Source organism: Calidithermus roseus (assembly GCF_003574095.1).
GTDB lineage: Bacteria > Deinococcota > Deinococci > Deinococcales > Thermaceae > Calidithermus > Calidithermus roseus.
Window position 1 is genome coordinate 13,917 of sequence record NZ_QWLA01000007.1, and the last position, 23,316, is coordinate 37,232.

General features: G+C 65.0%; 21 protein-coding genes and 2 tRNA genes. 13 read left to right on the forward strand and 10 right to left on the reverse strand.

What is annotated here, in order from left to right; translation table 11 throughout:
- Positions 1 to 40 precede the first annotated feature (40 nt).
- The gene (locus Mrose_RS03145) at positions 41 to 880 is read right to left on the reverse strand and encodes a transglutaminase family protein (RefSeq protein ID WP_119275981.1); all 840 of its coding nucleotides are present in this window, start codon (positions 878 to 880) and stop codon (positions 41 to 43) included.
- A gap of 201 nt (positions 881 to 1,081) precedes the next feature.
- Between Mrose_RS03145 and Mrose_RS03150 the strand changes: the two genes are divergently transcribed.
- Positions 1,082 to 2,488: a lyase family protein gene (locus Mrose_RS03150; protein WP_119275982.1), complete on the forward strand. Its 1,407-nt coding sequence runs from the start codon at positions 1,082 to 1,084 to the stop codon at positions 2,486 to 2,488.
- Here Mrose_RS03150 and Mrose_RS03155 read toward each other — a convergent pair.
- Together Mrose_RS03155 and Mrose_RS03160 are read right to left on the reverse strand one after the other, a co-directional pair.
- A complete protein-coding gene (locus tag Mrose_RS03155; protein WP_182482653.1) occupies positions 2,485 to 4,737 on the reverse strand; it encodes a diguanylate cyclase domain-containing protein in 2,253 nt (750 codons plus the stop codon). The genes Mrose_RS03150 and Mrose_RS03155 overlap by 4 nt on opposite strands.
- Positions 4,738 to 4,806: 69 nt before the next feature.
- Positions 4,807 to 5,838 carry a LacI family DNA-binding transcriptional regulator gene (locus tag Mrose_RS03160; protein WP_119275984.1) on the reverse strand — a complete coding sequence of 344 codons (1,032 nt, stop codon included), beginning with the start codon at positions 5,836 to 5,838 and terminating at the stop codon, positions 4,807 to 4,809.
- A gap of 250 nt (positions 5,839 to 6,088) precedes the next feature.
- Between Mrose_RS03160 and Mrose_RS03165 the strand changes: the two genes are divergently transcribed.
- The 7 genes from Mrose_RS03165 to Mrose_RS03195 all read left to right on the forward strand — a co-directional run bounded on the left by Mrose_RS03165 (position 6,089) and on the right by Mrose_RS03195 (position 13,006).
- Entirely contained in the window at positions 6,089 to 7,942 is a 1,854-nt protein-coding gene (locus Mrose_RS03165) for a DUF6345 domain-containing protein (protein WP_147371557.1), read from the forward strand.
- Between the two features lie 294 nt (positions 7,943 to 8,236).
- The gene (locus tag Mrose_RS03170; RefSeq protein WP_119275986.1) at positions 8,237 to 8,977 is read left to right on the forward strand and encodes a basic amino acid ABC transporter substrate-binding protein; all 741 of its coding nucleotides are present in this window, start codon (positions 8,237 to 8,239) and stop codon (positions 8,975 to 8,977) included.
- Between the two features lie 3 nt (positions 8,978 to 8,980).
- Positions 8,981 to 9,634: an amino acid ABC transporter permease gene (locus Mrose_RS03175; RefSeq protein WP_119275987.1), complete on the forward strand. Its 654-nt coding sequence runs from the start codon at positions 8,981 to 8,983 to the stop codon at positions 9,632 to 9,634.
- Positions 9,634 to 10,194: a helix-turn-helix domain-containing protein gene (locus Mrose_RS03180; protein WP_119275988.1), complete on the forward strand. Its 561-nt coding sequence runs from the start codon at positions 9,634 to 9,636 to the stop codon at positions 10,192 to 10,194. Before Mrose_RS03175 ends, Mrose_RS03180 begins: the two co-directional genes overlap by 1 nt.
- 14 nt (positions 10,195 to 10,208) lie before the next feature.
- The gene (gene speB, locus Mrose_RS03185; protein WP_119275989.1) at positions 10,209 to 11,153 is read left to right on the forward strand and encodes an agmatinase; all 945 of its coding nucleotides are present in this window, start codon (positions 10,209 to 10,211) and stop codon (positions 11,151 to 11,153) included.
- On the forward strand, positions 11,153 to 11,887 hold the full coding sequence (locus tag Mrose_RS03190) for an amino acid ABC transporter ATP-binding protein (protein ID WP_119275990.1): 735 nt from the start codon (positions 11,153 to 11,155) through the stop codon (positions 11,885 to 11,887). The genes speB and Mrose_RS03190 overlap by 1 nt, the downstream gene beginning before the upstream one ends.
- Positions 11,888 to 11,890: 3 nt before the next feature.
- The gene (locus Mrose_RS03195; protein ID WP_119275991.1) at positions 11,891 to 13,006 is read left to right on the forward strand and encodes an aminotransferase-like domain-containing protein; all 1,116 of its coding nucleotides are present in this window, start codon (positions 11,891 to 11,893) and stop codon (positions 13,004 to 13,006) included.
- Positions 13,007 to 13,193: 187 nt separating this feature from the next.
- Here Mrose_RS03195 and Mrose_RS03200 read toward each other — a convergent pair.
- Positions 13,194 to 13,269, reverse strand: a tRNA-Val gene (locus Mrose_RS03200).
- Positions 13,270 to 13,301: 32 nt separating this feature from the next.
- A tRNA-Glu gene (locus tag Mrose_RS03205) sits at positions 13,302 to 13,377 on the reverse strand.
- 144 nt (positions 13,378 to 13,521) lie between these two features.
- Between Mrose_RS03205 and rpmH the strand changes: the two genes are divergently transcribed.
- From rpmH to Mrose_RS03225, 4 genes are all read left to right on the forward strand, one after another.
- Positions 13,522 to 13,662 (forward strand): 50S ribosomal protein L34, encoded by a 141-nt coding sequence (rpmH, locus tag Mrose_RS03210; RefSeq protein ID WP_027892348.1) that lies wholly within the window; start codon positions 13,522 to 13,524, stop codon positions 13,660 to 13,662.
- 132 nt (positions 13,663 to 13,794) lie between these two features.
- Positions 13,795 to 14,157 (forward strand): ribonuclease P protein component, encoded by a 363-nt coding sequence (gene rnpA, locus Mrose_RS03215; RefSeq protein ID WP_245969499.1) that lies wholly within the window; start codon positions 13,795 to 13,797, stop codon positions 14,155 to 14,157.
- Between the two features lie 77 nt (positions 14,158 to 14,234).
- Complete coding sequence (yidD, locus tag Mrose_RS03220; RefSeq protein ID WP_040778979.1) at positions 14,235 to 14,492, forward strand: membrane protein insertion efficiency factor YidD; 258 nt, start codon at positions 14,235 to 14,237, stop codon at positions 14,490 to 14,492.
- Positions 14,489 to 15,910 carry a YidC/Oxa1 family membrane protein insertase gene (locus Mrose_RS03225; protein ID WP_119275992.1) on the forward strand — a complete coding sequence of 474 codons (1,422 nt, stop codon included), beginning with the start codon at positions 14,489 to 14,491 and terminating at the stop codon, positions 15,908 to 15,910. Before yidD ends, Mrose_RS03225 begins: the two co-directional genes overlap by 4 nt.
- 65 nt (positions 15,911 to 15,975) lie before the next feature.
- Here Mrose_RS03225 and murA read toward each other — a convergent pair whose 3' ends face one another.
- Complete coding sequence (gene murA, locus Mrose_RS03230) at positions 15,976 to 17,253, reverse strand: UDP-N-acetylglucosamine 1-carboxyvinyltransferase (protein ID WP_119275993.1); 1,278 nt, start codon at positions 17,251 to 17,253, stop codon at positions 15,976 to 15,978.
- 231 nt (positions 17,254 to 17,484) lie between these two features.
- Here murA and Mrose_RS03235 point away from each other — a divergent pair, with 231 nt between their 5' ends.
- Positions 17,485 to 17,703, forward strand: a complete 219-nt coding sequence (locus Mrose_RS03235; RefSeq protein WP_119275994.1) for a transcriptional regulator — start codon at positions 17,485 to 17,487, stop codon at positions 17,701 to 17,703.
- Between the two features lie 79 nt (positions 17,704 to 17,782).
- Here Mrose_RS03235 and Mrose_RS03240 read toward each other — a convergent pair whose 3' ends face one another.
- The 4 genes from Mrose_RS03240 to Mrose_RS03255 all read right to left on the reverse strand — a co-directional run bounded on the left by Mrose_RS03240 (position 17,783) and on the right by Mrose_RS03255 (position 23,159).
- Positions 17,783 to 19,645, reverse strand: a complete 1,863-nt coding sequence (locus Mrose_RS03240) for a S9 family peptidase (protein WP_119275995.1) — start codon at positions 19,643 to 19,645, stop codon at positions 17,783 to 17,785.
- A gap of 151 nt (positions 19,646 to 19,796) precedes the next feature.
- Positions 19,797 to 21,014, reverse strand: a complete 1,218-nt coding sequence (locus Mrose_RS03245) for a DUF4139 domain-containing protein (RefSeq protein ID WP_119275996.1) — start codon at positions 21,012 to 21,014, stop codon at positions 19,797 to 19,799.
- A gap of 118 nt (positions 21,015 to 21,132) precedes the next feature.
- Positions 21,133 to 22,134 carry an ABC transporter ATP-binding protein gene (locus Mrose_RS03250; protein ID WP_245969501.1) on the reverse strand — a complete coding sequence of 334 codons (1,002 nt, stop codon included), beginning with the start codon at positions 22,132 to 22,134 and terminating at the stop codon, positions 21,133 to 21,135.
- A complete protein-coding gene (locus tag Mrose_RS03255) occupies positions 22,131 to 23,159 on the reverse strand; it encodes an ABC transporter ATP-binding protein (RefSeq protein WP_119275998.1) in 1,029 nt (342 codons plus the stop codon). The genes Mrose_RS03250 and Mrose_RS03255 overlap by 4 nt, the downstream gene beginning before the upstream one ends.
- Between the last annotated feature and the right edge of the window lie 157 nt (positions 23,160 to 23,316).

Here is a 23,316-nt window from a genome sequence, read left to right on the forward strand (position 1 = left end):
AGATGTTCAACTAGCCAAGCGCCGAAGGCAAGCCGATTTGCTACATCCTCGCCAGCGCCTTGCCCGGCTCTTCCTCCACGCTGACGAAGACCCTGAGCTCTTCGCGGCCCCCGCCCCGACGCAATCCCTTGAGGGGCGGGCAGTCGTCGTAGTCGCGTCCGTGGGCGTTTTTGATGTACTGCTCGCCGACGAGGCTGTTGTTGGTGGGGTCGTAGCCGACCCAGCCCGAGCCCGGCACGAAGGCTTCGACCCAGGCGTGGCTGCCCTCGGCTCCGACGCCGGTCGCCAGGTAGCCCGAGACGTAGCGGGCGGGGATGCCGTAGCTGCGGCACAGGGCCAGCATGGCCTGGGCGTAGTCCTGGCAGACGCCCCTGCGCCCTTCCACGAAGCGCCGCAGGGGGGTGTCGACCTGGGTGGCCTCGGTGTCGTAGGTGAACGACTCGAAGAGGTGGCGGGTCATCTCGAGCAGGTAGTCGTGCAGGCTCTCCGCGCCGTGGGGCTTGCGGAAGCCCAGCATCTGGCCCCACTCGAGGTGCAGGGGCACGCGGGCAGTGGGGGCTAAAAACTCGAAGAAGCGATCGCGCAGGGGCTCGAGGCTGCTCACGCTCACGCTGAGGGGTTCGGGAGTGGCAAAGGTGGTCACGCGGGCGAAGACCTCGACCTTGAGGCTTTTGTGAGGGGTGGTGAGGTGAAAGTCGTGGACGCGGTTGTGGAAGTAATCCTGGCGACTGCGCACGGCGGCGAGGGGCTCGATGAACAGGCGGTGTTCCAACAGGCACTGGCGATGATCGTCCACCGGAGTCAGCCACAGCTCGTTGAAGGAGTCCTGGGCCTCCTCGGGGTAGCGGTACTCGGTGGTATGGCGAACGCGCAGGCGCACCGGACTTAAGTTACCCCACCTCGAGCCCGCGATTGGCTAAACTGGGCAGGTGTCGGGCCGAGGCCAGATAAAAAATCCGCCGGAGTGCCGCTCCGGCGGTCTAAGGGAGGTGAGGGGGTTGTGGCGTGACCCTCACACTTTAAAGTGTGCCTCAATCGCCTGAAACCCGGCTGAGTTTTGGCTGAACACCGACTAAATGTTATGTCTCGCTGGAATACCACCTACCGACGCCGCGTGCTGATGCGCCATTACCGCTTCGCCAGAGAGCGGCTGGTGCCTCATTTCCTCGACGCCCTGAGCGCTTATGCCAAAGGTCTGTCGGCTTTGGGAGTGCCCTTCGCCGCCGAGGCGGTGCAGGCCCTGCGGCTGCTGCGGCCCCTTCCCCTGCCCGGCTTCAGCGGGCTGGTGGAGGACGTGTTCTTCGCCATCGACCTCCAGCTCAACGAAATGGCGGGGGCCGAGGTGGCCGGGGCACTGCGCCGCGGGCTTTCGCGCAACGACCTCGACCTCACCGTCTTCAGAGCCTACACCCGCGACCAGGCCCTGGCGGTGATGGGCGACCTGCTGCGGCTGCGCCAGCGCCTGCTGATGCTGGCGGAAGTCCACCGGGACACCCTGATGACCGCTTTCACCCACCACCAGCCCGCCCAGCCGAGCTCGCTGGGGCACTACCTGGCGGCCTTCGAGAACCTGCTGAGCCGGGATTTCCGCCGTCTACGGGCCGCGCTCGAGACCACCGATCGCTCCCCGCTTGGGGCGAGTTCGCTGGCCGGAAGCCCCTACCCCGTGGACCGTGAGGCCATGGCCCGCTGGCTGGGCTTCGGCGGGGTGATCGAGAACACCTACGACGCTATTGCCGCCGGAGACTGGGCCCTCGAGCTCGCCCAGGCCCTGGCCGGGCTGGGCACCAGCCTCTCGCGGCTGATCCGCGACCTGCTGGCCTGGGCCGAGAGCGGGGCTTTCCGGGTGGGGGAGCGCGTGGCGCAGGGCTCGTCGATCATGCCGCAAAAGTACAACCCGGTGATCCTCGAGCACGCCCGGGTCCTCGTGGCCGAACTCATCAGCGGGGCCAGCCTGATGACCCAGCTCAACCACTCCACCGCCTTCGGCGACCTCAACGACCACTCCACCGGGGTAGTCGAACCGCTGGACCGGCTGTGCGAGATGGCCGAGGGCGGGCTGGAGCTGATTCGGGTGGCTCTGGAGGAAAGCGAGTTCCGGCCCGAGGGCCTGCTGCGAGGCCTGGAGGACCGCTCGGTGCTGGCCTCCGAGCTGGTGGACGTGCTGGTGGCCGGAGGGTACTGGCCGCTGGGCGAGGCCTACCGCCGGGTCAAGGACCTGCTGGCCCATCTGAGCGCACAGGGACGCACCCTGGCCCAGGCCACCCCCGAGGACCTGCAAACCCACCTGGGTTACAGCGCCCCCGAGTTGCAGGCCGCCCTCGAGCCCCGGCGCTTCCTCGAGCGCCGCCAGGTGCTGGGCGGGGTAGCCCCCCAGGCCCAGGACCGCCACCTGCGCCTGGCCCGCAGGCGGCTGGCCCAGGACCGCCAGGAAACCCAGGCCGTGCGCACCCGGGTGCGCACGGCGCGCCAGTTGCTGGGCGCTTAATCCATCGCGAGGGGCACCTTGCGCGACTTGGCCTGGTACATGCGTTCATCGGCCAGGTGCAGCAGGGCTTCAGCGTCCTGAGCCTCTTTGGGAAAACAGGCCGCGCCGATGTTGACGCCCAGCCTCATCCCCCCGATCTCCAGCGCGCCGATGGCGCGGTGGTAGCGGGTAGCCGCCGCAATGGCCCCCTCGAGGTCGGCGTGGGGCAAGATGGCGGCGAACTCGTCGCCGCCCCAGCGGTAGAGGCTGTCGCCGTTGCGCCGCTGCTTTTTGAGGGTGCTGGCCACCGCCTGCAAAGCCTGGTCTCCCTGCTTGTGGCCCAGCCGGTCGTTGATGGCTTTGAAGCCCGAGAGGTCCATCACCAGCAAGGACAGGGGGTAGGCGTAACGCCGGGCGCGCTCGAGTTCCTCGGCCAGGCGAAGGTCGAAGGCCCGGCGGTTGGACAGGCCGGTGAGCACGTCGGTAAGGGCGGCTTCCTCGAGACGCTGGCGGTAGCGCAGGTCGTGCAGGAGCGTGGCCACCACCGGGGCGAAAAGCTGAGCGGCATGCAAGGAATCGTGATCGAAGGCCGAGGGGTCGTGCAGGTTGTCGAGGTTGAGCAAAGCCAACACCTCCTCAGCGTAGCGAATGGGCAGGTGGAGGTTGGCTTTGATCTCCTCCAGGCGCGCTTGCTCCTTCTTGTCCTCCGGCAAGCCCGTCTCGAGGCTGGCCTCGGTGAGGGCGCTGGAGCGAATGCGAGGGAGGCCCCGCTGCCAGCCTGCCGGGTCGTCGTGCCAGGCCCGCTGCTGCTCCAGGCTGAAACGAACCCCGCGAAGGCCTTCGAGGTCGTAGCCTTGCGTGGCTCGAAACTCAAAAGCCCCATCCTTCCACACCAACAGGCTTCCGGCCTCGGCTCCGGGCACCATGGCCACCGCGGTCTGGAGAATTTGCCCATAGGCCGCCTCGGGGGAGAGCTCCAGCACCGACTGCTGCAAGCTCAGAAGGGTTTTGATGCGCTGGCGCTCGAGCACGCCCTCCAGGGCCAGCCCCACCACCCGGCAAGCCCGCGCCAGCATCTCCTTTTCGCTTTGCCGCCAGCGACGCCGCCGGCGGGTCTGGAAGCCCAGAAGGAAGCGCACCCGCTGGGCTCCGGGCAGGGCGACGGGGTGCAGCAGCAGGGCCTGGACTCCCGAGGCCTTGAGCACGGGCAGGGCCCGTGCCTCGGAGGCGTAGTGGTCACTGAAGAGGGGCTGCCCTGTGCGCAGAACCTCCCAGGCCAGGCCCTGGCCAAAGGGGATGCCCTCCTCGAGCAGTGCCCTCTCCTGGGGAGCCAGGTCACCCCAAAAAGCCAGTGCCCGCAGCCGGCTGCCGTCTTGCTGCACCAGGGATCCGCCATCGAGCTCGAACACCTGCCCCAGCAAGGCCAGGGCTCGCTCGCCCAGCCCGGCCAGATCCTGAGCGGAGTACACCGCGCGGTTGAGCTCCGCCAGCAAAGCCAGCGTGCTGCGCTCGGAGAGGTGATCGAGGTGGCGGCTCACCCCCTGGGCAAAGTGCATGAGGGCTTGCCGGCTCTCTTGGCCCAGGGGCTCGGGGTACTCGAGGTTGAGCACCCCTATGGCTTCGCCCTGCTCCAGCAGCGGCAACGCCAGTTCGCACAGGGGCCAGCTACCCGAGGCAGAGGCGGGCAGGTACCTCGGGTTGGAGCGCACATCGGACAGGTAGACGGGGCGCTTCTCCCCGAAGGCCTGCCCCACGATCCCGTCTCCGGCGATCACGTGGCAGTCCTGAGGGAAGCTCCGCGAGGCCGCGACCCGCCTGAACCCCCCGCCCTCTGCCTCTGGCTCCCACACGCTCACGTGGCCCTGGCCATACTCCTCCAGGATGGTCGGTAACGCCTCCAGCACGGCGCTGCGAGTGCTCAGGCCATAGAACTCCTTTTGCCCGCGCACCAGCAGGCTGATCAGGCGCGAGCTTCGCTTTCGCTCGGCGTAAGCGCGCCGCAGCCGAGCCCCGAACCAGGCCGCGAGCAAGCTGGAGATGCCATAGAGCGCAACCAGCTCGAGCAGGAAGCGACGGGCACCCAGCAGCGCATCCAGGAGGCTGGCCCCTGCAACCAACGGCACGACCCAGCGGTAGCCCAGCACTGAGGTAAGGGTCGCCAGCGCGATCATCAGCCAGGCTTCGGGGAAAGCCAGGCGCAGGGCTCCCGTTTGCGCCAGCAGGTGCAGCCCGAGCCCCACAGCGGCGATCATCCAGGCACTTTTGCGCACCGAGCCCATAGCCGCTCCTTCACCTTCGCTAGAATATTAGCGCATTTGTGGAACTGCCGGACTGACTTCTTACCTTCCCCATCCGGCCATCCGGCCCACGCGCAGCATCGCCGTGGACTCACGCACTATCAGGCTTGTGCTGAGCACAGGCGGCTCGTAGGGCTGGCCCGTGAGCATCATCAAGGCCGCTCTGGCCGCTTCGCGGCCTAGCTCGAGGGTCGGCTGGCGCACGGTGGTGAGGGGCGGGGTCATGTAGCTCGAGCCCGGCAAGTCGTCGAAGCCTACCAGTGAAATGTCCTCAGGCACGCGAATCCCCCGGCGGTACAGGGCCAGCATCACCCCCATGGCCATCTGATCGTTGGCGGCAAAGATCGCGCTGAATTGCACCCGCCGCGAAAGCAGGCTCTCCACGGCGAGAACCCCGGAGGTCTCCATGTAATCGCCCTCCACCACCAGCTCCGGATCGAAGGGGATTCCAGCGTCCTCCAGGGCCTTGCGGTAGCCCTCGAGGCGGCTCCTGGCGTCGGGGTGATGGGCTGGGCCGGCGATGTGAACGATACGGGTGTGGCCGAGTTCGATGAGGTGGCGGGTTCCCCGGTAAGCCCCCTGGAGGTTGTCCACCAGCAAGGTGTTGCGCTCCAGGCCCTCGATGCGGCGGCCAAAGAGCACCAGCGGCATCTTCCTGGCCAGCCCCAGAAAGTATTCTTCGGGCGCCAGGCCGTCCAGCACGATCAGGGCGTCGATCTGCCGCGCGCTGAGCACCCGCAGCGCTTCCATCTCCTGCTCGACCTGCCAGTGCCCGGTGGAGAACACCGGGTGGTAGAGCGTGCCCTCGAGACCCTGCTCGATTCCTTTGATGATCTCGCCATAGAAGGGGCTCGAGATCTCCTGCACCATCACCCCGATGGTCAGGGATTTGCCCTGGGCCAATCCCTTGGCCATGAGGTTGGGCTGATAACCCAAACGGTCTATGGCCTCCAATACCGCCTTGAGCTTGCCCGGACGCACCCTGGCGCTGCCGTTGATCACCCGCGACACCGTGCTGGGCGAAACCCCTGCCTCACGGGCGACGTCCTCCAGGGTGTAGCTAGCGCGTGCCATAGCTTCAGGGGATTTATTCCCTCCCCCGATTATTGTATGGGCCCACCCCGCGCTCGAGTGAGGTATGTTGCTTAGGCTTTTAGTACGACCCTCGAATAAAAGCCTGTTTCTACGGCCCTGAATGGGCCCGGCGGCTCGGAAGCAGGTAGAATCCGGAACTCGATATAGAATGAGCGAAGCCAGCCATCATTTGCAGCGATGCGCTCTCCATTTGTGACTTCCTCATAGCCGGCTAGAAGGGGGTTCGGATATGAGATTCCCGAAAAATCTCCCGTTCGTACTGGTGCTGGTATTGGCTCTCATCGGCTGCGCCACCCCTCCGGTCAACCCGGACCAATTGCCCATTTACGAGGTCACTCCAGGGGGTGGGGGCATCCCGAGCGATGCTGCCCAGCAGATCGCCAACGTGCTGGGCCTGCCCAATAACCCCAGGCAGACCGACGGGGCTCTTCGTTTCGTTGACGAAGACAACTTCTTCAAAGTGCCCACCAAGCCGGCCTCCGGCGGCAGTGCAGGCGAGGACGGCACCGCCGGAACAGCTGGGGAAGGCTTCGATTTCGACGCGATCCAGAAGCTGCCGGTAATGGATACCGGCCAGGCGCTGAGCAAGGTGCAAGGGGCCTTCAGCGCGATCTCCAACTATCTCACCGGGGCCAGTTCCTCAGCAGACCACGCCACCTTTGAAGCGGTGGATGCCACCGGCAACCTTCAGGCCAACGCCAGGCTGGACACTCGAGTGAGCTACAGCTTCAAGCTCGAGGGTTTACCCCTGCTGGGCCCTGGAGCCAAAGCCCAGGTGATCTTCAACGCAGAAGGCAAGACGACCTCCCTGAACGTAGCCGCCCGAGCCCTCAGAAAAGGGCCAAGCACGAGCCTCATCTCCCCAAGCGAAGCCGACAGGCGAGCGGCTGAGATTTACCGGGCGAAGAACCCCGATATCACCGCGCTGGCCCTGGAAAATCTGGGGTTGGCGTACTACGCCCCCCCACTGGCGCAAAGCAGCGTCCAGGCCCTTTACCCCCACTACATCTACGGGGGCACGGTAACGATCGGCAATCAGCAGGTGAACCTGTTGCAGATCCTCGTGCCCGCCATCTCCAACGCGCCCAAGGTCAGCCTGACGGTGAACGCCGATGGAGCTACGGTAGTGGGCCAGGCCAGCGTGAGCGGAGGCACCCCACCCTACAGCTACCGCTGGACCTCCTCCACCACGGACCTCGACCTCGTTACCCAGGGCGAGTATGGCCCCGAGATCACCTACCGCGTGGTGAGCCGCGAGAAGATCTCCAGCCTCATGGAGAAGCTCACCGTCGAGGTAACCGACGCCAACGGCCTCGTGGTCATGGCCAGCAAGACCGTGCAGGTCACTCCGGCACTCACGGGTGAGGTGCTGCCGCAGGTAGGCGGCGTGGTGGACGTGGGCATCGAGCGCGCGGTCTCCGACCTGGGAGCGGCTAACCAAAGCGGTTTCCGCAACCGCATCCTCTCCGAAGGCGGCATCACCTTGCGCTTCAACTGGAGCGGCACCGCCGCCTGGGAAAAGGACTTCCTCAACCCCCCGACGGGCCTGGACACCACCTACGTGGACAACGTGGACCTGACCTTCTACATCGGCCACGGCTGGGGCGGGGGCTTCACCTTCGAAGACACCACCCACAACGACAGCTCACTTACCTACACCGACGCCAGCGGCCAGTGGGGGGATGGCGACCTCGAGTGGCTGGCCCTGTTGTCGTGCCAGGTGCTCAAGGATACCCACGACGGCAAGAAGTGGTGGCAGCGCTGGGGGCCCGCCTTCAACGGCTTGCACCTGCTGCTGGGCTTCGAGACCAACGCCTACGACTGGCCCAACTTCGGTGGACGCTTCGCCGATTACATGCTGGGCCGGAACTTCGGCTTCACCACCATCACCCTGCCCGTCCGGGCAGCCTGGATTCAAGCGGCTGCCGAGGAGCAGCCGGGCAGCGTGGTCACGGTCGTCATGGGGGTGTATGGCCCCGGCGGCCTCACCAGCTACAACGACTTCTTCCACGGCCAGGGCGCGGTAAGCCCCGACCTGAGGGGCAGCGACATCCACGGCTGGTGGCGGGTGCGGGTGCCCTGAAGCAGCCGGATTCAAAAGCGAGAACCGGGGACATCAGACCCCGGTTCTCGCTGTCTCGAGCGTGATGGGCGCTGAGGGACTCGAACCCTTGGCTGGTGTGGAATTGCTTCACTGGAAGCACCCGGCCATAGACAAAAAGCTGCCCGGTTCCCCTGTGCCGCTAAAGCAATTAGCCTCGTAAAAGATCGAACAAAACCTGCTCAGATGAGCCTTAATATTCTATGCAACTTTTGTTGCGCAATATGCAAAGTCATGCTAGTGTAGGGCCACTCGCTTTAGCGAGAAGGAGGCCATATGCGCAAGTTGGGGATGGCGGTTTTGTTGGTTTTGCTGGCTCTGCCTGGAGCTTTGGCCCAGAGCTGTCTGGCGGAGGTGAAGGCTCGAGGCCTGAACGTGGGCACCAGCCCCGACTACCCCCCCTTCGAGTTCCTGGATAGCGCCAACAAGATCGTCGGTTTCGACATCGACCTGGTGAACCTGCTGGCTAGGGAACTGGGGATCAAGGTCAATTGGGTTACCCAAAGCTTCGACGGGCTCATCCCGGCCCTGCTGGCCAAGAAAATCGACGTGGTGGCGGCAGGCCTGACCATCACCGAAGAGCGCAAGAAGTCGGTGGACTTCTCCCGTCCCTACATCTCTGGGCCTAACGTGATCATCACCCGCAAGGACACCCCTGGCATCCGCAAGCTCGAAGACCTCGCAGGCAAGCGGGTGGCGGTACAGATCGGCAGTGCCCAGGAGAAGATCGCCCAGGGGGTAAAGGGGGCCATCGTCAAGTCCTACAACCTCTACACCGAAGCCGCCCTGGCCGTGCAGACCCGTCAGGCCGACGCCCTCATCGTGCACCGCTCGGTGGGCCGGGCCTTCATCCAGCAGTACCCCGACTTGCAGGTGGTGGCCGAGTTGAATTCGGTGGATACCGGGCTGGCCTTCCGCAAGGAGTGTGTCGACTTGCGCCAGGCAGTAGACGTGGCCATGGAGAAGCTCGAGCGCAGCGGCAAACTCGAGGAGCTCGTCGCCCGCTGGTTCAAATAATCCATGGACTTCGGGCTCGTTCGCGACAACCTGCCCTTCTTGCTACAGGGGGCCTGGATCACCGTAGAGGTCACGGCGCTTTCCCTTCTCTTTGGCATCCTCCTGGGAACGCTGGTGACCCTGGCTCGGATGTCCCCTTTGCGCTGGCTTTCCGCCCTTACCCTCGGTTATATCGAGTTGCTGCGGGGCACGCCCTTGCTGGTGCAGATCTTCTTAATCTTCTTCGGGCTGCCCCAACTCATCCAGCAGCAAATCAACGAGTTCGCCGCCGGGGTACTGGCCTTCAGCATCAACTCCAGCGCCTACGTGGCCGAGATTTTGCGTTCGGGCATCCAGAGCATCCCCAAAGGCCAGCGCGAAGCCGCCCTATCTTTGGGCCTGAGCCCCAGCCAGACTCTGCGCTACGTGATCTTGCCCCAGGCCTTCACGCGGGTGATCCCACCGCTGGTCAACGAGGGCATCAGCCTGCTGAAGAACTCCTCGCTGCTCTCGGCCATCGCGGTAGTGGAACTCACCCGCGCCGGGCAGTTGGTGGCCAGCCGCACCTTCAAACCCTTTGAGATGTATCTGGCAGTCTCCCTGCTGTACCTAGGGATGACCCTGCTGCTGTCATGGGTTTCGCGCGGGCTCGAGCGCCGCTGGAACATCCCTCACTGATGAACCGTGCCTCTTCCCCCACCGAGACGGGCATTGGGGCCCGGCTGCGCCACATCCGCAAGGCCCAGGGCCTCACCTTAGAGCAACTCGCAAAGCGCAGCGGCCTGGACAAATCCTTCCTGAGCCGCCTCGAGCGCGAGGCGGCGGCAGCGAGCGTGGCCTCACTGCTCAAGGTCTGCGCGGCCTTGGGTATCCAGCCCGGCGTCCTCTTCGAAGCCCCCAAGACCCGCCTGGTGCGCAAGGATGAGGCCGTGGCTGCCCACTTCGGCGGGGTGGGAGTGCAAGACCACATCCTCTCGCGGGGGCTGGACGGTGAGGTCATGGTGCTGCGCACCGAGATCGCCCCCGGTGGGCACGGAGGCGAAGAGCCTTACCGCTTTCCTGCCAACACCGACTTCATCACCGTGCTGAAAGGCCAGCTCACGGTGTGGGTGGCGGAGGAGGAGTACCGGCTGGGGCCGGGCGACAGCCTGACCTTCTCGGGGCGCGATCCCCACACCTGGCGCAACCCCGGCCCCACGCCCACGGTGGTGATCTGGGTCCTGTGTCCTGCTCCTTAGAACGAGGTTTCTCCATGAAGCATCAACCCGCAAGCTCGCTCGAGTCCCCCCGCTTCGCTGGGGTACGCACCTTCATGCGCCTCCCCCACCTGCGCACGTTGGAGGAGGTGGACTTCGTGGTGCTGGGCATTCCCTTCGACGACGCCACTACCCACCGCCCCGGAGCCCGCTTCGGTCCGGAGAGCATCCGACGCACCTCCATCATGCTGCGACCTTGGAACCCCTATTGGGACGTGAAGATCTTCGATTACCTCTCGGGGGTGGACTACGGGGACGTGCCGGTGGTTCCCGGCTACCTCGAGGACACCTACACCCGTATCCAAGCCGAGTTCGAGCGCATTGGCCGGGCCGGGGTGATCCCCCTGGCCATGGGGGGCGACCACTCGGTGACGCTGGGGGAGTTGAGGGGGCTGGCCCAAGTCTATGGCCCCTTAGCCCTCGTGCACATCGATGCCCACCTCGACACCCTGGATCAGTACTTCGGGCGAAAGTACAACCACGGCACCCCCTTCCGCCGAGCAGTGGAGGAAGGGTTGGTAGACCCCGCCCACTCCATACAGGTGGGCATCCGCGGCTCCAACTACGGCCCCGAGGACTACGAGGGAAGCCGAGCGCTGGGCTACGAGCTGATCCCCATGTACGAGGTGCAGCGCATCGGCCTGGAGGAGACGCTCAAGCGCATTCACGAGCGCGTGGGGCAGCGAGCGTGCTTCATCAGCCTGGATATCGACGCGGTGGACCCGGCCTACGCTCCGGGGACCGGCACCCCCGAGGTGGAGGGTTTCACCTCCAGGGAGATTATGGCCCTGGTGCGGGGGCTAAAGGGACTGGAGTTCAAAGGAGCCGATGTGGTGGAGGTGCTCCCCGCCATTGACCCCGGCGAGATCACCCCCTACCTGGCCGCCAACCTGATCTACGAGTTCATCTCCCTGCTGGCCCTGCGTCACAAGGAGGGCTGATGGAACCCATCATCCGCATCCGCGGCCTGGAGAAGTGGTTCGGTAAGCACCAAGTACTCAGGGGCATCCACCTGGAGGTGCTACCGGGAGAGAAGCTGGTCATCATCGGCCCCTCCGGGAGCGGCAAAAGCACTTTGATCCGCTGCCTCAACGGCCTGGAGGAGTTCCAGCAGGGTGAGGTGGTGGTGGACGGGGTGTCTTTGAAGGAGGCCAAGAACCTCAGCACGGTGCGGCGTGAGGTGGGCATGGTCTTCCAGCAGTTCAACCTCTTCCCCCACATGAGCGTGTTGCAGAACGTGACCCTGGCTCCTCTGCGGGTACGGGGCCTGGGACCGGAGGAAGCCAGGCGCAAGGCCCTGGCCCTGCTAGAGCGTGTGGGCATCGCCGACCAGGCCCACAAGTACCCGGCCCAGCTCTCCGGCGGGCAGCAGCAGCGCGTGGCCATCGCCAGGGCCTTGGCCATGGAGCCCAAGGTGATGCTCTTCGACGAGCCCACCAGCGCCCTCGACCCGGAGATGGTGGGCGAGGTGCTGGGGGTGATGCGCGACTTGGCCAAAAGCGGCATGACCATGCTGGTGGTAACCCACGAGATGGCCTTCGCCCGCGAGGTGGCCGACCGGGTGGTCTTCATGGACCAGGGGGAAGTGGTGGAGGAAGGGCGGCCCGAAGAGGTCTTCACCTCGCCCCGCCAGGAGCGAACCCGGAGCTTTTTGCAGCGGCTGCTGCACCCTTGAACCATGCTGAGCGCCACCCAGACTCGCATCCCCCAGGGGTTTATCGACTTAGGGGTAGGCCACCCCGGCCTCGAGCTCCTCCCCCTCGAGGCCCTTCGCCAGGCCAGCCAGGCCCTCTTCGCCCAGAGCGAGCCCCATTTCCTGCAGTACGGAGCTGAGGGGGGTGATCCCGAGCTACGCCGGGAGCTGGCCCATTTCCTCACCCGCCACTACGGTACCCTGGTGGAGCCACAGCGGCTGTTCATCAGTGGGGGCATCTCCCAGGCGTTGGACCTGCTCTGCGCCGCCCTGACCCAGCCCGGCCAGAGCGTGCTGGTGGAGGACCCCACCTACTTTTTGGCCCTGAGCATCTTCCGTGAGCGCAACCTGCGGGTGGTGGGGGTTCCGCGGGGAGACTTTGAAGCCCTCGAGGCCGCCCTCCACACCCACCGCCCGGTGCTTTACTACACCGTACCCACCTTCCACAACCCCACCGGGGCCAGCCTCTCCCACCAGGAGCGGCAAAAGCTGCTGCAACTGGCCGAGGAACACGGCTTGTGGGTGGTAGCCGACGAGGTCTACCACCTCCTCAGCTACGGCTCCCCGCCCCCGCCACCGCTGGGGACACTGGCCAGCGAACGGGTGATCAGCCTGGGGTCATTCTCCAAGATCCTGGCCCCCGGCCTGCGGCTGGGCTGGGTCCAGGCTGCCCCCAGCCTGCTGGAGCGCCTGGAGCGAGGTGGGGTAGTGCAGAGCGGGGGCGGACTAAACCCCTTCGTGGGCCGGGTCGTGGCCCAGGCCATGGCCATGGGGTTGCAGGAGACTCACCTCCAGCAGTTGCGGGGGGTTTACAGCAGGCGGCTAGCGGCTTTGCTCGAGGCACTGAAAGCAGCCCGGCTGCCCGTGCAGATCCAACCTCCTCAAGGAGGCTACTTCGTCTGGCTGGAGCTTCCCCCCGAGCAAGATGCCTCCCGGCTGCTCCAGCAGGCCCGTGAGGAAGGGGTGGCCTTCCAACCAGGGATGCGTTTCTCACCCAGCGGCTCTTTCCGCAACGCCCTGCGGCTGTGCTTCGCCCACTACCCCGAGGAAGGGCTGCTCGAGGGGGTAAGGCGGCTGGAGCGGGCTATGGCGAGGGGATAACACGGCCAGCGCAGCGTGACGCTTCTACAACAAAGTGGCGCTGAAGGACCTCGAGGCCGCAGTCCGGGCCCGCCGCCTGCCTCAGGCCCCCGAGCCCGAGGAGGGCATGGCCGAGACCGTCAGTTGACGATTATGGGTATATGGGTACTTCATGGGTAAACCCCCGGTTCATGCCGGGGGTTTTCGTTGGTGGGCGCTGAGGGACTCGAACCCCCGACCCCATCCTTGTAAGGGATGTGCTCTACCAGCTGAGCTAAGCGCCCATTAAGCCCGGCCTCGAGGCCGGGCTTTGGTTTGGTGACCCCAAGGGGATTCGAACCCCTGTTACCGCCGTGAGAGGGCGGCGTCCTAGGCCGCTAGACGATGGGGCCTTGTTCTCAAGCGGGGATCGAACCCGCAAGACATAACCTTAGCACAAGCTCCCAATTTCGTAAACCCCAGGGCTTTGCGCTGGCTCAGTTCTTGTGATAGACTTCTTGGGCTGCCGGTTTAGCACCGGGTTTGGAGGACTTGCAATGAAGCGCACCTGGCAACCCAATAAGCGCAAGCGGGCCAAGACCCACGGATTCCGCGTGCGTATGAAGACCAAAAATGGCCGCAAGGTTATCGCTCGCCGGCGGGCTAAAGGCCGTGCCCGGCTGTCCGTTTCGGGTTAAGGCGTGAAGCTCTTCTGAGCCTCCTGCGCGCCTTGGGTCAGCAGGAGGCTGTTCTTTATGACGCCCCCCAAGCCACGTCGCCGCACTCCACCTCTCCGGAGCCTCGAGCCACCGGGCTCAGGAGCCGATGCCGTGCAGCCCGAAATGGTGAATAAGGCCGCCCGCGCTAGCGGTTCGCGGCTGGAATCCCTCAAGGGGGAGTGGGCCTTCGCCCGCCTCAAGAAGGGACGTGCAGCCAGGGGTCGCCTGGTTTCTGTGCGCTGGCTGCCCAACCGCACCGGCCCCGTCAAGGTGGGGCTGGTGGTTTCGAAGAAAGTGGGAAAAGCCGTCGTGCGCAATAAAATCCGCCGTCGCATGCGGGAAATCCTGCGCCACATGCTGCTCCCACCCTGCGACTTGATGGTCGTGGCTCAACCCGAAGCCGCGACCGCCGGCTATGCCGAGCTATACCGCGACCTGGCTTTCACCCTGAAGAAATCCGGGCTGATACAATGACGCGCGTGCGGGTCAACTACCCTACCCCATGGCTGAGCAGGCCGCTGGGGATAGGGGGCCGCAGGAACGGAGATCGTGTGAAGCCCCTGCTAATCGGTCTGGTGCGGTTTTACCGGCGCTTCATCTCGCCCCTGAAGCCGCCTACCTGCCGTTTTTACCCGAGCTGTAGCTGCTACGCTCTGGAGGCCCTCGAGCGCCACGGGGCTTTTTGGGGGAGCTACCTCACGGTACGGCGGTTGCTCAAGTGCCACCCCCTGCACCCCGGTGGCCTCGACCCCGTGCCGCAGCAACGCCCCCGCATCAATTTCTGGCCCACCCTAACGGAGGAACGATGAACCACAGTAGCCGCCCCAGGCTGGCCAAGCTGGCCCTGGGATTGACCCTAGGTTTGCTCTTCACCCTCTCCCCCGCTCTCGCCCTCAAAGCCCAGTGGCGCGAAGCCGACGTCAACGGCGATGGCAAGCAAGAGAAGGTCGCCGTGACCAACCTCGCCGATGTCGCCTTCAACGCCCAGGGACAGATCGTCGGCTGGTACCCCAAGCAGGTGCGCGGCACTGACTTCAAGGGCAACTACAGCGGCAAGTTCAACCTCGTCCGTTCGGGCGTGCCCCTGCCGGGAACCCTCTCCGGCTTCAACGCCCCCCAGGCTGAGTTCAATCAGGAGCCCGACGGCAGGAAGGGGGGCAAGCTCATCGCAACCTTCACCCAAGGCGATGGCAAGCTGGCCTACGTCATCGACCCGCTGTTTCTCTCCCTCGAGGTCAGCGTGGAGTCGGGCAGCCCCAGGGTGCTGAGCTGGAGCGGGATTGGGGGCAGCGACCGCCCACTCACCAAGTGGCTCACCCCCGGCAACACCCAGCCCAGCGAAACCGGCAGCGGCAAGCCGGTTTACGTGGCCTGGCAGCACTCCCCCACCAAGGGCTACGCCATGGTCGTTCAGCCCGTCCAGGGCTTCGACCAGGCCAAGCTGGCCCGCTCGCCCAGCGGCGACTCGGCCACCCTCGAGGTCACCATCCCTCCCGGTCAGCCCACCTCCTTCCGGGCTTACGGCGGCGCCAACGAGATGGTGCGGCTGCACGTGGAGAAATACCTCGAGCTGCCCGGCCTGTTCCGTCCTGACATCTGGGGTCAGCTCTCGCTGGCTTTGCTGTGGGTGATGGAGCAGGGCCACCGCTGGACGGGGAGCTGGTTCTTTGCCATCGTGCTGCTGACCCTCCTAGTGCGCTTGCTCCTGTGGCCGCTGATGCACCAGCAGTACAAGAGCATGGCCGAAATGAACAAGATCCAGCCGCTGATTCAAGAGATCAACAAGAAGTTCAAGGACAACCCGGAGAAGCGCACCGAAGCGACCATGAAGCTGTACCAGGAGCACAAGATCAACCCCTTCGCCGGGTGCTTCCCCCTATTCCTCCAACTTCCCATCCTATTCGTGCTGTGGAAGGTCATCGCCAACTACGAATTCGGCCAGGGTGTGCTCTGGATCCCCGATCTGGCTCTGCCCGACCCTTTTTACATCCTGCCGATCCTCTACGTGCTCACCACCATCGCCTCGACTTACCTCTCGGCTGCCGGGAACCCCGACGCGCTGCGCCAGGGCATGATCATGAACCTGGTGTTCGTGTTCATCATCTTCAGCTTCCCCTCGGGCGTCTCGATCTACTGGATCCTCTCGATGCTGATCACCCTGGCTCAGCAATGGTTGATCAAGCGCAGCCTGGGCGACCTCAAACCCGCTGCCGCTAAATCCAAGTAGCTTTGATTGACCATTGAAGAGCGCCTGGGTTTCCAGGCGCTCTTTCTCGCTTCAAATCGGCTGATTCAATCGGCTGCGACCGCCAGCACGGGCTCGTCGGTGACCAGGCCCACGTGGGCCCCCAGGCTGCGCAGGCGCTCGGGGAGCTGCTCGTAGCCGCGCTCGAGGTACTGCACCCCCTCGATACGGCTCTCGCCCTCGGCGGCCAGCGCCGCGATCACCAGGCCGGCCCCGGCGCGGATGTCGGTGGCCTTGACCGTGGCTCCGTGCAGCTTCTTGCCGTTGATCGAAAGCACCCGGTCCTTGAGGGTCAGGTCGCCACCCATGCGCAGCAGTTCGGGGACGTTGGTAAAGCGGTCGGGGTAGACACGGTCGGAGACCAGCGCGTTACCCTGCGCCGCGGCCAGGTAGCCCACCGCCAACGGCTGCATGTCGGTGACGAAGCCGGGGTACTCGCGGGCTTCGATGTTGAAGGGCTTGGGATCGGGGGTGGCCTCGAGGTGAATCCAGTCGGGGCCGACCTCGAGGCGGTGCCCGGCCTGGGTCAGTTTGTCCAGTAGGGCGTCGAGGTGCAGGGGCTCCACGTCGGTGAGGGTGATGCGGCCACGGGTGGCAGCCGCAGCCAGCAAGAAGGTGGCCGCCTCGACGCGATCGGGGATGATCCGGTAGCTCACCCCATTGAGCCGCTTCGCCCCCTTGATGTGGAGGATGCTGCTGCCGATGCCCCGAACCTCCGCCCCCATGGCGGCCAGGAAGCGGCAGAGGTCCTCGATTTCGGGTTCCTGGGCAGTCAGGATCAGGGTGGCCTCACCGCCGAGGGCCGTCGCCAACAGGGCCTGCTCGGTTCCGCCGAGGGTGGGCATGTCGAAGACCACCCGGCCCGACAGGGGGCGCACCCGGCGGGCGGTAAAGTAGCCGGAATCCTCGGTGACCTCGGCCCCAAGGGCCCGCAGGGCCTTGAGGTGCTGGTCTACCGGGCGCGGCCCAAAAGTGCAGCCACCGGGCAGGGGAACAGTGCCCTCGCCAGCGCGGGCCACCAGCGCTCCCAGCAGGTTGAAGCTGGCCCGCATCTTGCTGACGAGTTCATAAGGAGCCACGGTGTTGGTGATCTCGGGGGTGTGGAGGTGCAGGGTCCGACCCTCCCAGGCATAGCGGGTACCCAGGTGGGACAAAAGCTCGAGCATGACATCGACATCCCGCAAGCGCGGGACTTCCAACAGCGTTATCGGATCGGCGCTCAGGAGGCTGGCCGCCATGAGCTTGAGCGCCGAGTTCTTGGCCGGATAAACCCGAAGCTCGCCGCTCAGCGGTGTTCCGCCCCGCACCCACATGGCCTGTTCCATATCTATAGATCACCCTATTCCTAGAGCTTTACGTATTTAGCAGCATCTTACACATGATGCTCAACATGAGTGTATGGAGTATTTTTCGCGTTGTCAAGCATTACTGCACTGTGCTACACTGCCGCGTGATGAGCTAAGTACCCACGAAAGCCCTCAGAGCAACTTCATCACCATGCGGTAAGGTCGTGGGTGCGAGGCTCGGAGCGCTGAGTGGGTACAGGCAGGAGCACGATGGCGAAGAAAGAGAAAAAAAGGCTCCAGGTGGTCATCAGCGACGAGCAAGACGCGCTGCTGACCAAGGCTGCCTATGAACTCTCCAACCCTGAACGCCTGGTCTCCAAGTCGGAAGTGGTGCGCCTGGCAATCCAGAAAATCGCCCAGGACCTGGAAGAGGGCAAGGCCAGCCTCGAGGACCTGCTCAAGAACCTCGAGCCCGAAGAGGAAGAGTAGCGAGGTCGAGGGTCGGGGCGGAGGGCTGGTGGCTCGCGATCATCGGCTTTCGGTGTTTCGCTTACGACCAGCGCAGCGCTCACAAGTAGCGCTTCCACCAATCCAAGTAGGCCTCGAGGCGCGCGACCCGGCGGTCGGGACGGCCTGAGCGGGAAAGCTCGTGGCCCTCTTCGGGGCAGCGGAAGAAGCGAGTAGGAATGCCCCGGTGCAAAAGGGCGGTGTACCAGGTCTCGCCCTGGTCGATGGGGCAGCGGTGGTCCTGCTCGGAGTGCACCACCAGGGTGGGGGCTTTCACGTTGTGCACCAGGCTCAGGGGGCTCTTGGCCCACAGCAGCTCGGGCCGCTCCCACACGCTGGCGCCAAGCTGTAGCTGCACGAAGCGCGGCCCGATGTCGGAAGCGCCGAAGAAGCTGGTCCAGTTGCAGATGCCGCGGTCGGTGACGGCGGCCTTGAAGCGCTCGGGCGCACGGGCGGTGAGCCAGTTGGTCATGTAGCCGCCATAGCTGCCGCCCGCCACCCCCACTCGAGTGCGGTCGAGCTGGGGAAAGCGCTCCAGCACCGTATCCAGGAAGCCCAGCAGGTCGGCCTGGTCGATCTCCCCCCATTGGAAGCCGAGGTCGGCGAAGGCCTCGCCATAGCTGCTCGAGCCCCTGGGGTTGCAGTAGGCCACGGCAAACCCCGCCTCGCGGAAGAGGTGGTGGGCCAACATCACCGCGCTGCCAAAGGCGGTGTGGGGGCCACCGTGAATGTAGAGGATCAGGGGGTGGGGGCCTTGGCCCTGGGGCAGGAGCACCCAGCCGGGCACCGAGTGACCCTCGGGGGCACGGTAAACCACCGGCTCGGGATGGCCCAAGGAGAGCGGCACTTCGGCGTTGGGGTCGAACAGCACCTCGCCAGGACGGCTCAGGCGCGGAGGGAGGGTGGCGGTCTCGGTGAGGGTGTACAGCTCGCGCCCGCAGAAGGCAAAGGCCAGCACGCTTTCCCCGACGCCATGAACCTTGCTGACCTCCCCTTCGAGCGACACTCTGCGCAGCCGGGCGTGGCCCTCCTTGGTCTCCACGAGATAGATCAGGCCGTCGGGGCCAAACCTGGGGGTTTGGGCATAGGTGCCATAGCGGCAATCGGAGTTGATGCTGTTGGTGAAATTGCCCTGGGCCAGCGTCCTGGGCTCGCCTTCCAGGGGCCGGTAGGTCAGGCGGGCATCGGTGGCGAGGCCACGCTCATAGGCGTGGGTAAGGTAGACCAGGCCCCCGCCGTCGGGAGTGGGCTCGAGACCGCTGATCGGCCCCTCCCCACCAAACCACTCCTGCACCCGCCCTTGCAGGTCGAGGGTGTAGACCCGCTGCTTGCCTTCCAGGCGCTCGGGAAGGCTGCTCGAGGACACGAAGTAGAGCCTTTGACCATCGGGACTCCAGGCCAGCTCGGTGATCTCCAGCGGCGGCTGATGCAGTTGCCGCAGGCTGCCCTGCTCCCACAGCCACAAAGCCGCCGGGGTGTCCTCCAAAAGCCCCCGCTGCTCGAATTTGAAGGGCCAGGACTCGAAACTCCTGGGCTGGTCGGCCTTGGGTGGCTCACGGTCGCCTGGGCTCAGCAGGGCGATCCTCGAGCCGTCCGGGCTCAGCTTGTAGCTGTTTACGCCCGCCTTGAGCCAGGTGATCTGCTCAGCCTCTCCCCCGTTCACGGGAAGCCGGAAGAGTTGATTGGCCTTGTCCACCTTGCGGGTGAAGTAGTAATACTCGCCCTTCCACTGCGGGTTGCGGGCTTCCCCCTGGGTCAGGATCCTCAGGCCGCCGTCCCACAGCGCCAAGCGGGGGCGATATCTGGGCGGTTCCTTGTCGCCTTCGGAGCGCTCGATGTCGGTGAGCACGAACAGCGGCCTGCCCTGCGGGCCCTCACCGAGGTTGGAGATGAAGCGCAGTTGGTAGAGGATGTCGGGTTGCACGGTATCAATCTAAGGCAAAGGTCGTACGTCGACGCGAAACGCAAGACGCGAGTGGGGATAAGGCCCCCTCCCTGCTGGCGGGGAGGGCTGGGGAGGGGTGGACCAGACGCCACGAGCCTCCCGTCACCCTGCGCCCCTTATTGCTTCCGCCTCATCGCGGCAAGGTGACCGTATAGGTCAGCACCCGGCTGGCCCCTGGGGCCAGGGTGAACCTGACCCGGTAGCCCTCGGGGGTACGTTCAGCGCCGCTGATCTCGAGGGTAAAGGGCTGGGGGAAGGACTCGCTCAACTCCACCTCGAGGCCGTATTGCTTGGAGTTCTTGACGGTGGTGCTCACCCGGAAGCGGTTCTGGGCCAGCACCTCGATTCTGCGCTCGGCCCTGCCCTCGGGATCGGGGCCCAGCCAGAGGGCTACCAAGCCACCCTTGGCGGTCTCGGGCAGAAAGGCTTGCCCCACGAACACATCCTGGTCGCGAACGCTGACCAACCCGCCTGCGAGGTTCTCAGGGGCCGCGAAGCGGTAGCCACGCTCGAAGCGGATCTCAGGCGCGCTGGTAAAGCCCGACTGCCAGCGCCAAGTGTAGGTAGGCTGCACCCCGGCCTGAAGGAAGGGCAGTTCGGTCTGGCCGGGCTGAAGGGTGAGTGCGCCAGGCAGCCGGTAGCGGTAAGTGCCCCCGGCTTCGCCCACGAACTCCGCCCCGGCCTTCTCCAGCGCTGCTGCGCGGGACTCGAGCGCCTGGGCGGGGGGGACCGGCTGGTCGAAGCCGCCCTCGAGCACCGGCACGCTGCCGGCGACGAGTTCGACCCGTTTGAACTCCAGCACCTGCCCCAGGTTGTTCTCCAGGGCAGCCCAGCCGGTGAGGTTGGCTCCCTCGAGGGTGTAGTAAAGCTTCCAGGTGAGCCCTCGGCTGAGGTAGCTCAGAGAGGCCGGGCCGCTACCCCGGTAGCTGAAGGTGACGCGGGCCGCCGGCGTAGGCCGCAACCCGGCGGGATCGGGGTAGGCGATGAGGCCAGGCAGGGTGGTGAGGTAGCGACCCTCGTATTCGAAGATCGGACGGTCGGGGTCTACCACGGTGGCCTCGCGCCACTGACCCTCCCAGTAAAACTGCACCTTTGCGCCCCTGTAGGCCGAGAGCGGGCTGGTCTGAGGCAGCACCTGCACCAGGCGGGAAAGCTCCTCCACGCCGCCGAGCTCGAGGGTTCCCGCGATCAGGCTGCGCAACACGACCTGCGAAGGTTCCCAGGTCCAGCTACCCGCCGGCAGCGTCACCGGCTGGCGCACCTCGGCGAAGGTGCGGTAGATGGTGGCTTCCTGCGCGACGGAGATCCCCAGGGCCAGCGTTAGCGCGGCCAATAGTTGCTTTTGCATGAGCTAAGTAAAACACCCCGGCAGTAAGGCCCGATGAGAACACTTCCGAGCTTCAGCCCAAAAACGCGGGGGCGGGCTCGAGCCCGCCCCTACAGTGTCTTGTGTAGACCATCGACTTTTACAGGATGTCGTCGCGAATGCAGGCCTTGAAGTGGCCAGGGGCCACCTCGCGCAGCTCGGGCACCACCTCGGCGCACTCCTTGATGGCGTAGCGGCAGCGGGTGCGGAACACGCAGCCTGATGGAGGATTGATGGGGCTGGGGATATCGCCCTGCAGCACAATGCGCTCGCGCTTGACGGTGGGGTCGGGCACGGGGATGGCCGAGAGCAGGGCCTCGGTGTAGGGGTGCTTGGGTGAGCGGTAGAGGTCTTTGGAGGAGGCCAGCTCCATCACCTTGCCCAGATACATCACCGCGATGCGGTCGGAGATGTACTCCACCACCGCCAGGTCGTGGGCGATGAAGAGTATGGTCAGGCCCAGTTGCTCCTTGAGGTCTTGCAGGAGGTTGACCACCTGAGCCTGGATCGACACGTCCAGCGCCGAGACCGGCTCGTCGGCCACGATGAACTCGGGGCGCACTGCCAGAGCGCGGGCGATGCCGATGCGCTGGCGCTGCCCCCCGGAGAACTCGTGGGGATAGCGGCGGATGTGGTCGGGGTTGAGGCCTACCATCTGCAAGAGTTCGGCCACCCGCTCGGTGCGGGCCTGGGCGGAGCCCTCGAGGTTGTGGATCACCAGCGGTTCAGCGATGATGTCCCCCACCGTCATGCGGGGGTTCAAGGAGGCGAAGGGGTCCTGGAAGATGATCTGCATCTTCCGGCGATAGGCCCGCAGTTGGGGTTTGGGCAGGTGGGTGATGTCGTGGCCGTCGAACCTGATCGTGCCAGAGGTGGGTTCAATCAGGCGCAGGACGGTGCGACCCACGGTGGTCTTGCCCGAGCCCGACTCACCTACCAGACCCAGCACCTCCCCCCGCTTCACATCAAAGCTCACGTCGTTGACGGCCTTGACGTTGGCCACCACCCGGCTCAGGATGCCGCCGCGGATGGGGAACCACTTCTTTAGGTTTTGCACCTCTACCAGGCTGGTGGCGACGGCAGTGGGGGTCGGCATGCTCATGCCTTCACCTCCAGTTCAGACTGAATCTCGGCCCAGCGCACGCAGCGCACCATATGCCCGCCGCCGGTGTCCTGCAACTCCGGGATATCGGTGTTGCAACGGCCCTCCTGGAAGTACTTGCAGCGGGGATGAAAGGCGCAGCCCGCAGGCAGGTGCAGGGGGTTGGGCACGTTACCGGGGATGGCTTCCAGGCGCTGGCGGTGCTCGGCGGCCAAGTCCAAGCGGGGGACTGAGTTGAGCAGGCCCATGGTGTAAGGGTGCTTGGAGCGCTTGAAAGTAGCCGTCACATCGGCTTCTTCCACCGCCCGCCCCGCGTACATCACCACCACCCGGTCGGCCATCTCGGCCACCACGCCCAGGTTGTGGGTGATGAACAGGATGCTCATGCCGATCTCTTCCTGCAGCTTGTACATCAACTCGAGGATCTGCGCCTGGATGGTCACGTCGAGCGCGGTGGTGGGCTCGTCGGCGATGAGGAGCGAGGGGTTGCAGGAGAGGGCCATGGCGATCATGACCCGCTGGCGCATCCCGCCCGACATCTGATGGGGGTAGTTAGACAGGCGCTTCCTGGGCTCGGGGATGCCCACCAGGTCGAGCATCTCGGCAGAGAGCTCGAGGGCTTCCTTCCTGCTCTTACCCTGGTGCAGCATGATGGCTTCAGCGATCTGGTCGCCTACGGTATATACGGGGTTCAAAGAGGTCATAGGCTCCTGAAAGATCATGGCGATGTCGTTGCCACGGATCTTGCGCATGGAGGCCTCGTCCTGTTTAACCAGGTCCTTGACCTGCCCGTCCTTTCCCCGAAACAGCATCTCCCCACCCACGATGCGCCCAGGCGGGTTGGGAATCAGGCGCATGATGGCCAGGCTGGTCACGCTCTTGCCCGAACCCGACTCGCCCACCACGGCCAGGGTCTCGCCCTTGTCGATGTGGAAGGAAACGCCATCTACGGCTTTGACCACGCCGTCATCGGTGAAGAAGTGGACCTTCAGGTCCTTGACCTCGAGCAGCCTTTTTTCGTCCATCCGAACTCCTTGAGTATAACAGCGGCATTCTACCGCAAAACTCTGCATAGGTTATACGCCATGGTGGAGCAAAAATAAAGCCTGGAGGCCATAAACAAGGCTTTTTCCAGTCGTAGCATCCACCAGACATCCGATTACCCCTCCACCGCAAGGCAGA

Excerpts from the sequence above, each read along its gene's own strand:
- Mrose_RS03150 (WP_119275982.1), top strand. The coding sequence starts at position 1,082 with ATGTCTCGCTGGAATACCACCTACCGACGCCGCGTGCTGATGCGCCAT.
- Mrose_RS03160 (WP_119275984.1), bottom strand. The coding sequence starts at position 5,838 with ATGGCACGCGCTAGCTACACCCTGGAGGACGTCGCCCGTGAGGCAGGG.
- Mrose_RS03165 (WP_147371557.1), top strand. The coding sequence starts at position 6,089 with ATGAGATTCCCGAAAAATCTCCCGTTCGTACTGGTGCTGGTATTGGCT.
- Mrose_RS03170 (WP_119275986.1), top strand. The coding sequence starts at position 8,237 with ATGCGCAAGTTGGGGATGGCGGTTTTGTTGGTTTTGCTGGCTCTGCCT.
- Mrose_RS03175 (WP_119275987.1), top strand. The coding sequence starts at position 8,981 with ATGGACTTCGGGCTCGTTCGCGACAACCTGCCCTTCTTGCTACAGGGG.
- Mrose_RS03180 (WP_119275988.1), top strand. The coding sequence starts at position 9,634 with ATGAACCGTGCCTCTTCCCCCACCGAGACGGGCATTGGGGCCCGGCTG.
- speB (WP_119275989.1), top strand. The coding sequence starts at position 10,209 with ATGAAGCATCAACCCGCAAGCTCGCTCGAGTCCCCCCGCTTCGCTGGG.
- Mrose_RS03190 (WP_119275990.1), top strand. The coding sequence starts at position 11,153 with ATGGAACCCATCATCCGCATCCGCGGCCTGGAGAAGTGGTTCGGTAAG.
- Mrose_RS03195 (WP_119275991.1), top strand. The coding sequence starts at position 11,891 with ATGCTGAGCGCCACCCAGACTCGCATCCCCCAGGGGTTTATCGACTTA.
- rpmH (WP_027892348.1), top strand. The coding sequence starts at position 13,522 with ATGAAGCGCACCTGGCAACCCAATAAGCGCAAGCGGGCCAAGACCCAC.
- Mrose_RS03225 (WP_119275992.1), top strand. The coding sequence starts at position 14,489 with ATGAACCACAGTAGCCGCCCCAGGCTGGCCAAGCTGGCCCTGGGATTG.
- murA (WP_119275993.1), bottom strand. The coding sequence starts at position 17,253 with ATGGAACAGGCCATGTGGGTGCGGGGCGGAACACCGCTGAGCGGCGAG.
- Mrose_RS03235 (WP_119275994.1), top strand. The coding sequence starts at position 17,485 with ATGGCGAAGAAAGAGAAAAAAAGGCTCCAGGTGGTCATCAGCGACGAG.
- Mrose_RS03245 (WP_119275996.1), bottom strand. The coding sequence starts at position 21,014 with ATGCAAAAGCAACTATTGGCCGCGCTAACGCTGGCCCTGGGGATCTCC.
- Mrose_RS03250 (WP_245969501.1), bottom strand. The coding sequence starts at position 22,134 with ATGAGCATGCCGACCCCCACTGCCGTCGCCACCAGCCTGGTAGAGGTG.
- Mrose_RS03255 (WP_119275998.1), bottom strand. The coding sequence starts at position 23,159 with ATGGACGAAAAAAGGCTGCTCGAGGTCAAGGACCTGAAGGTCCACTTC.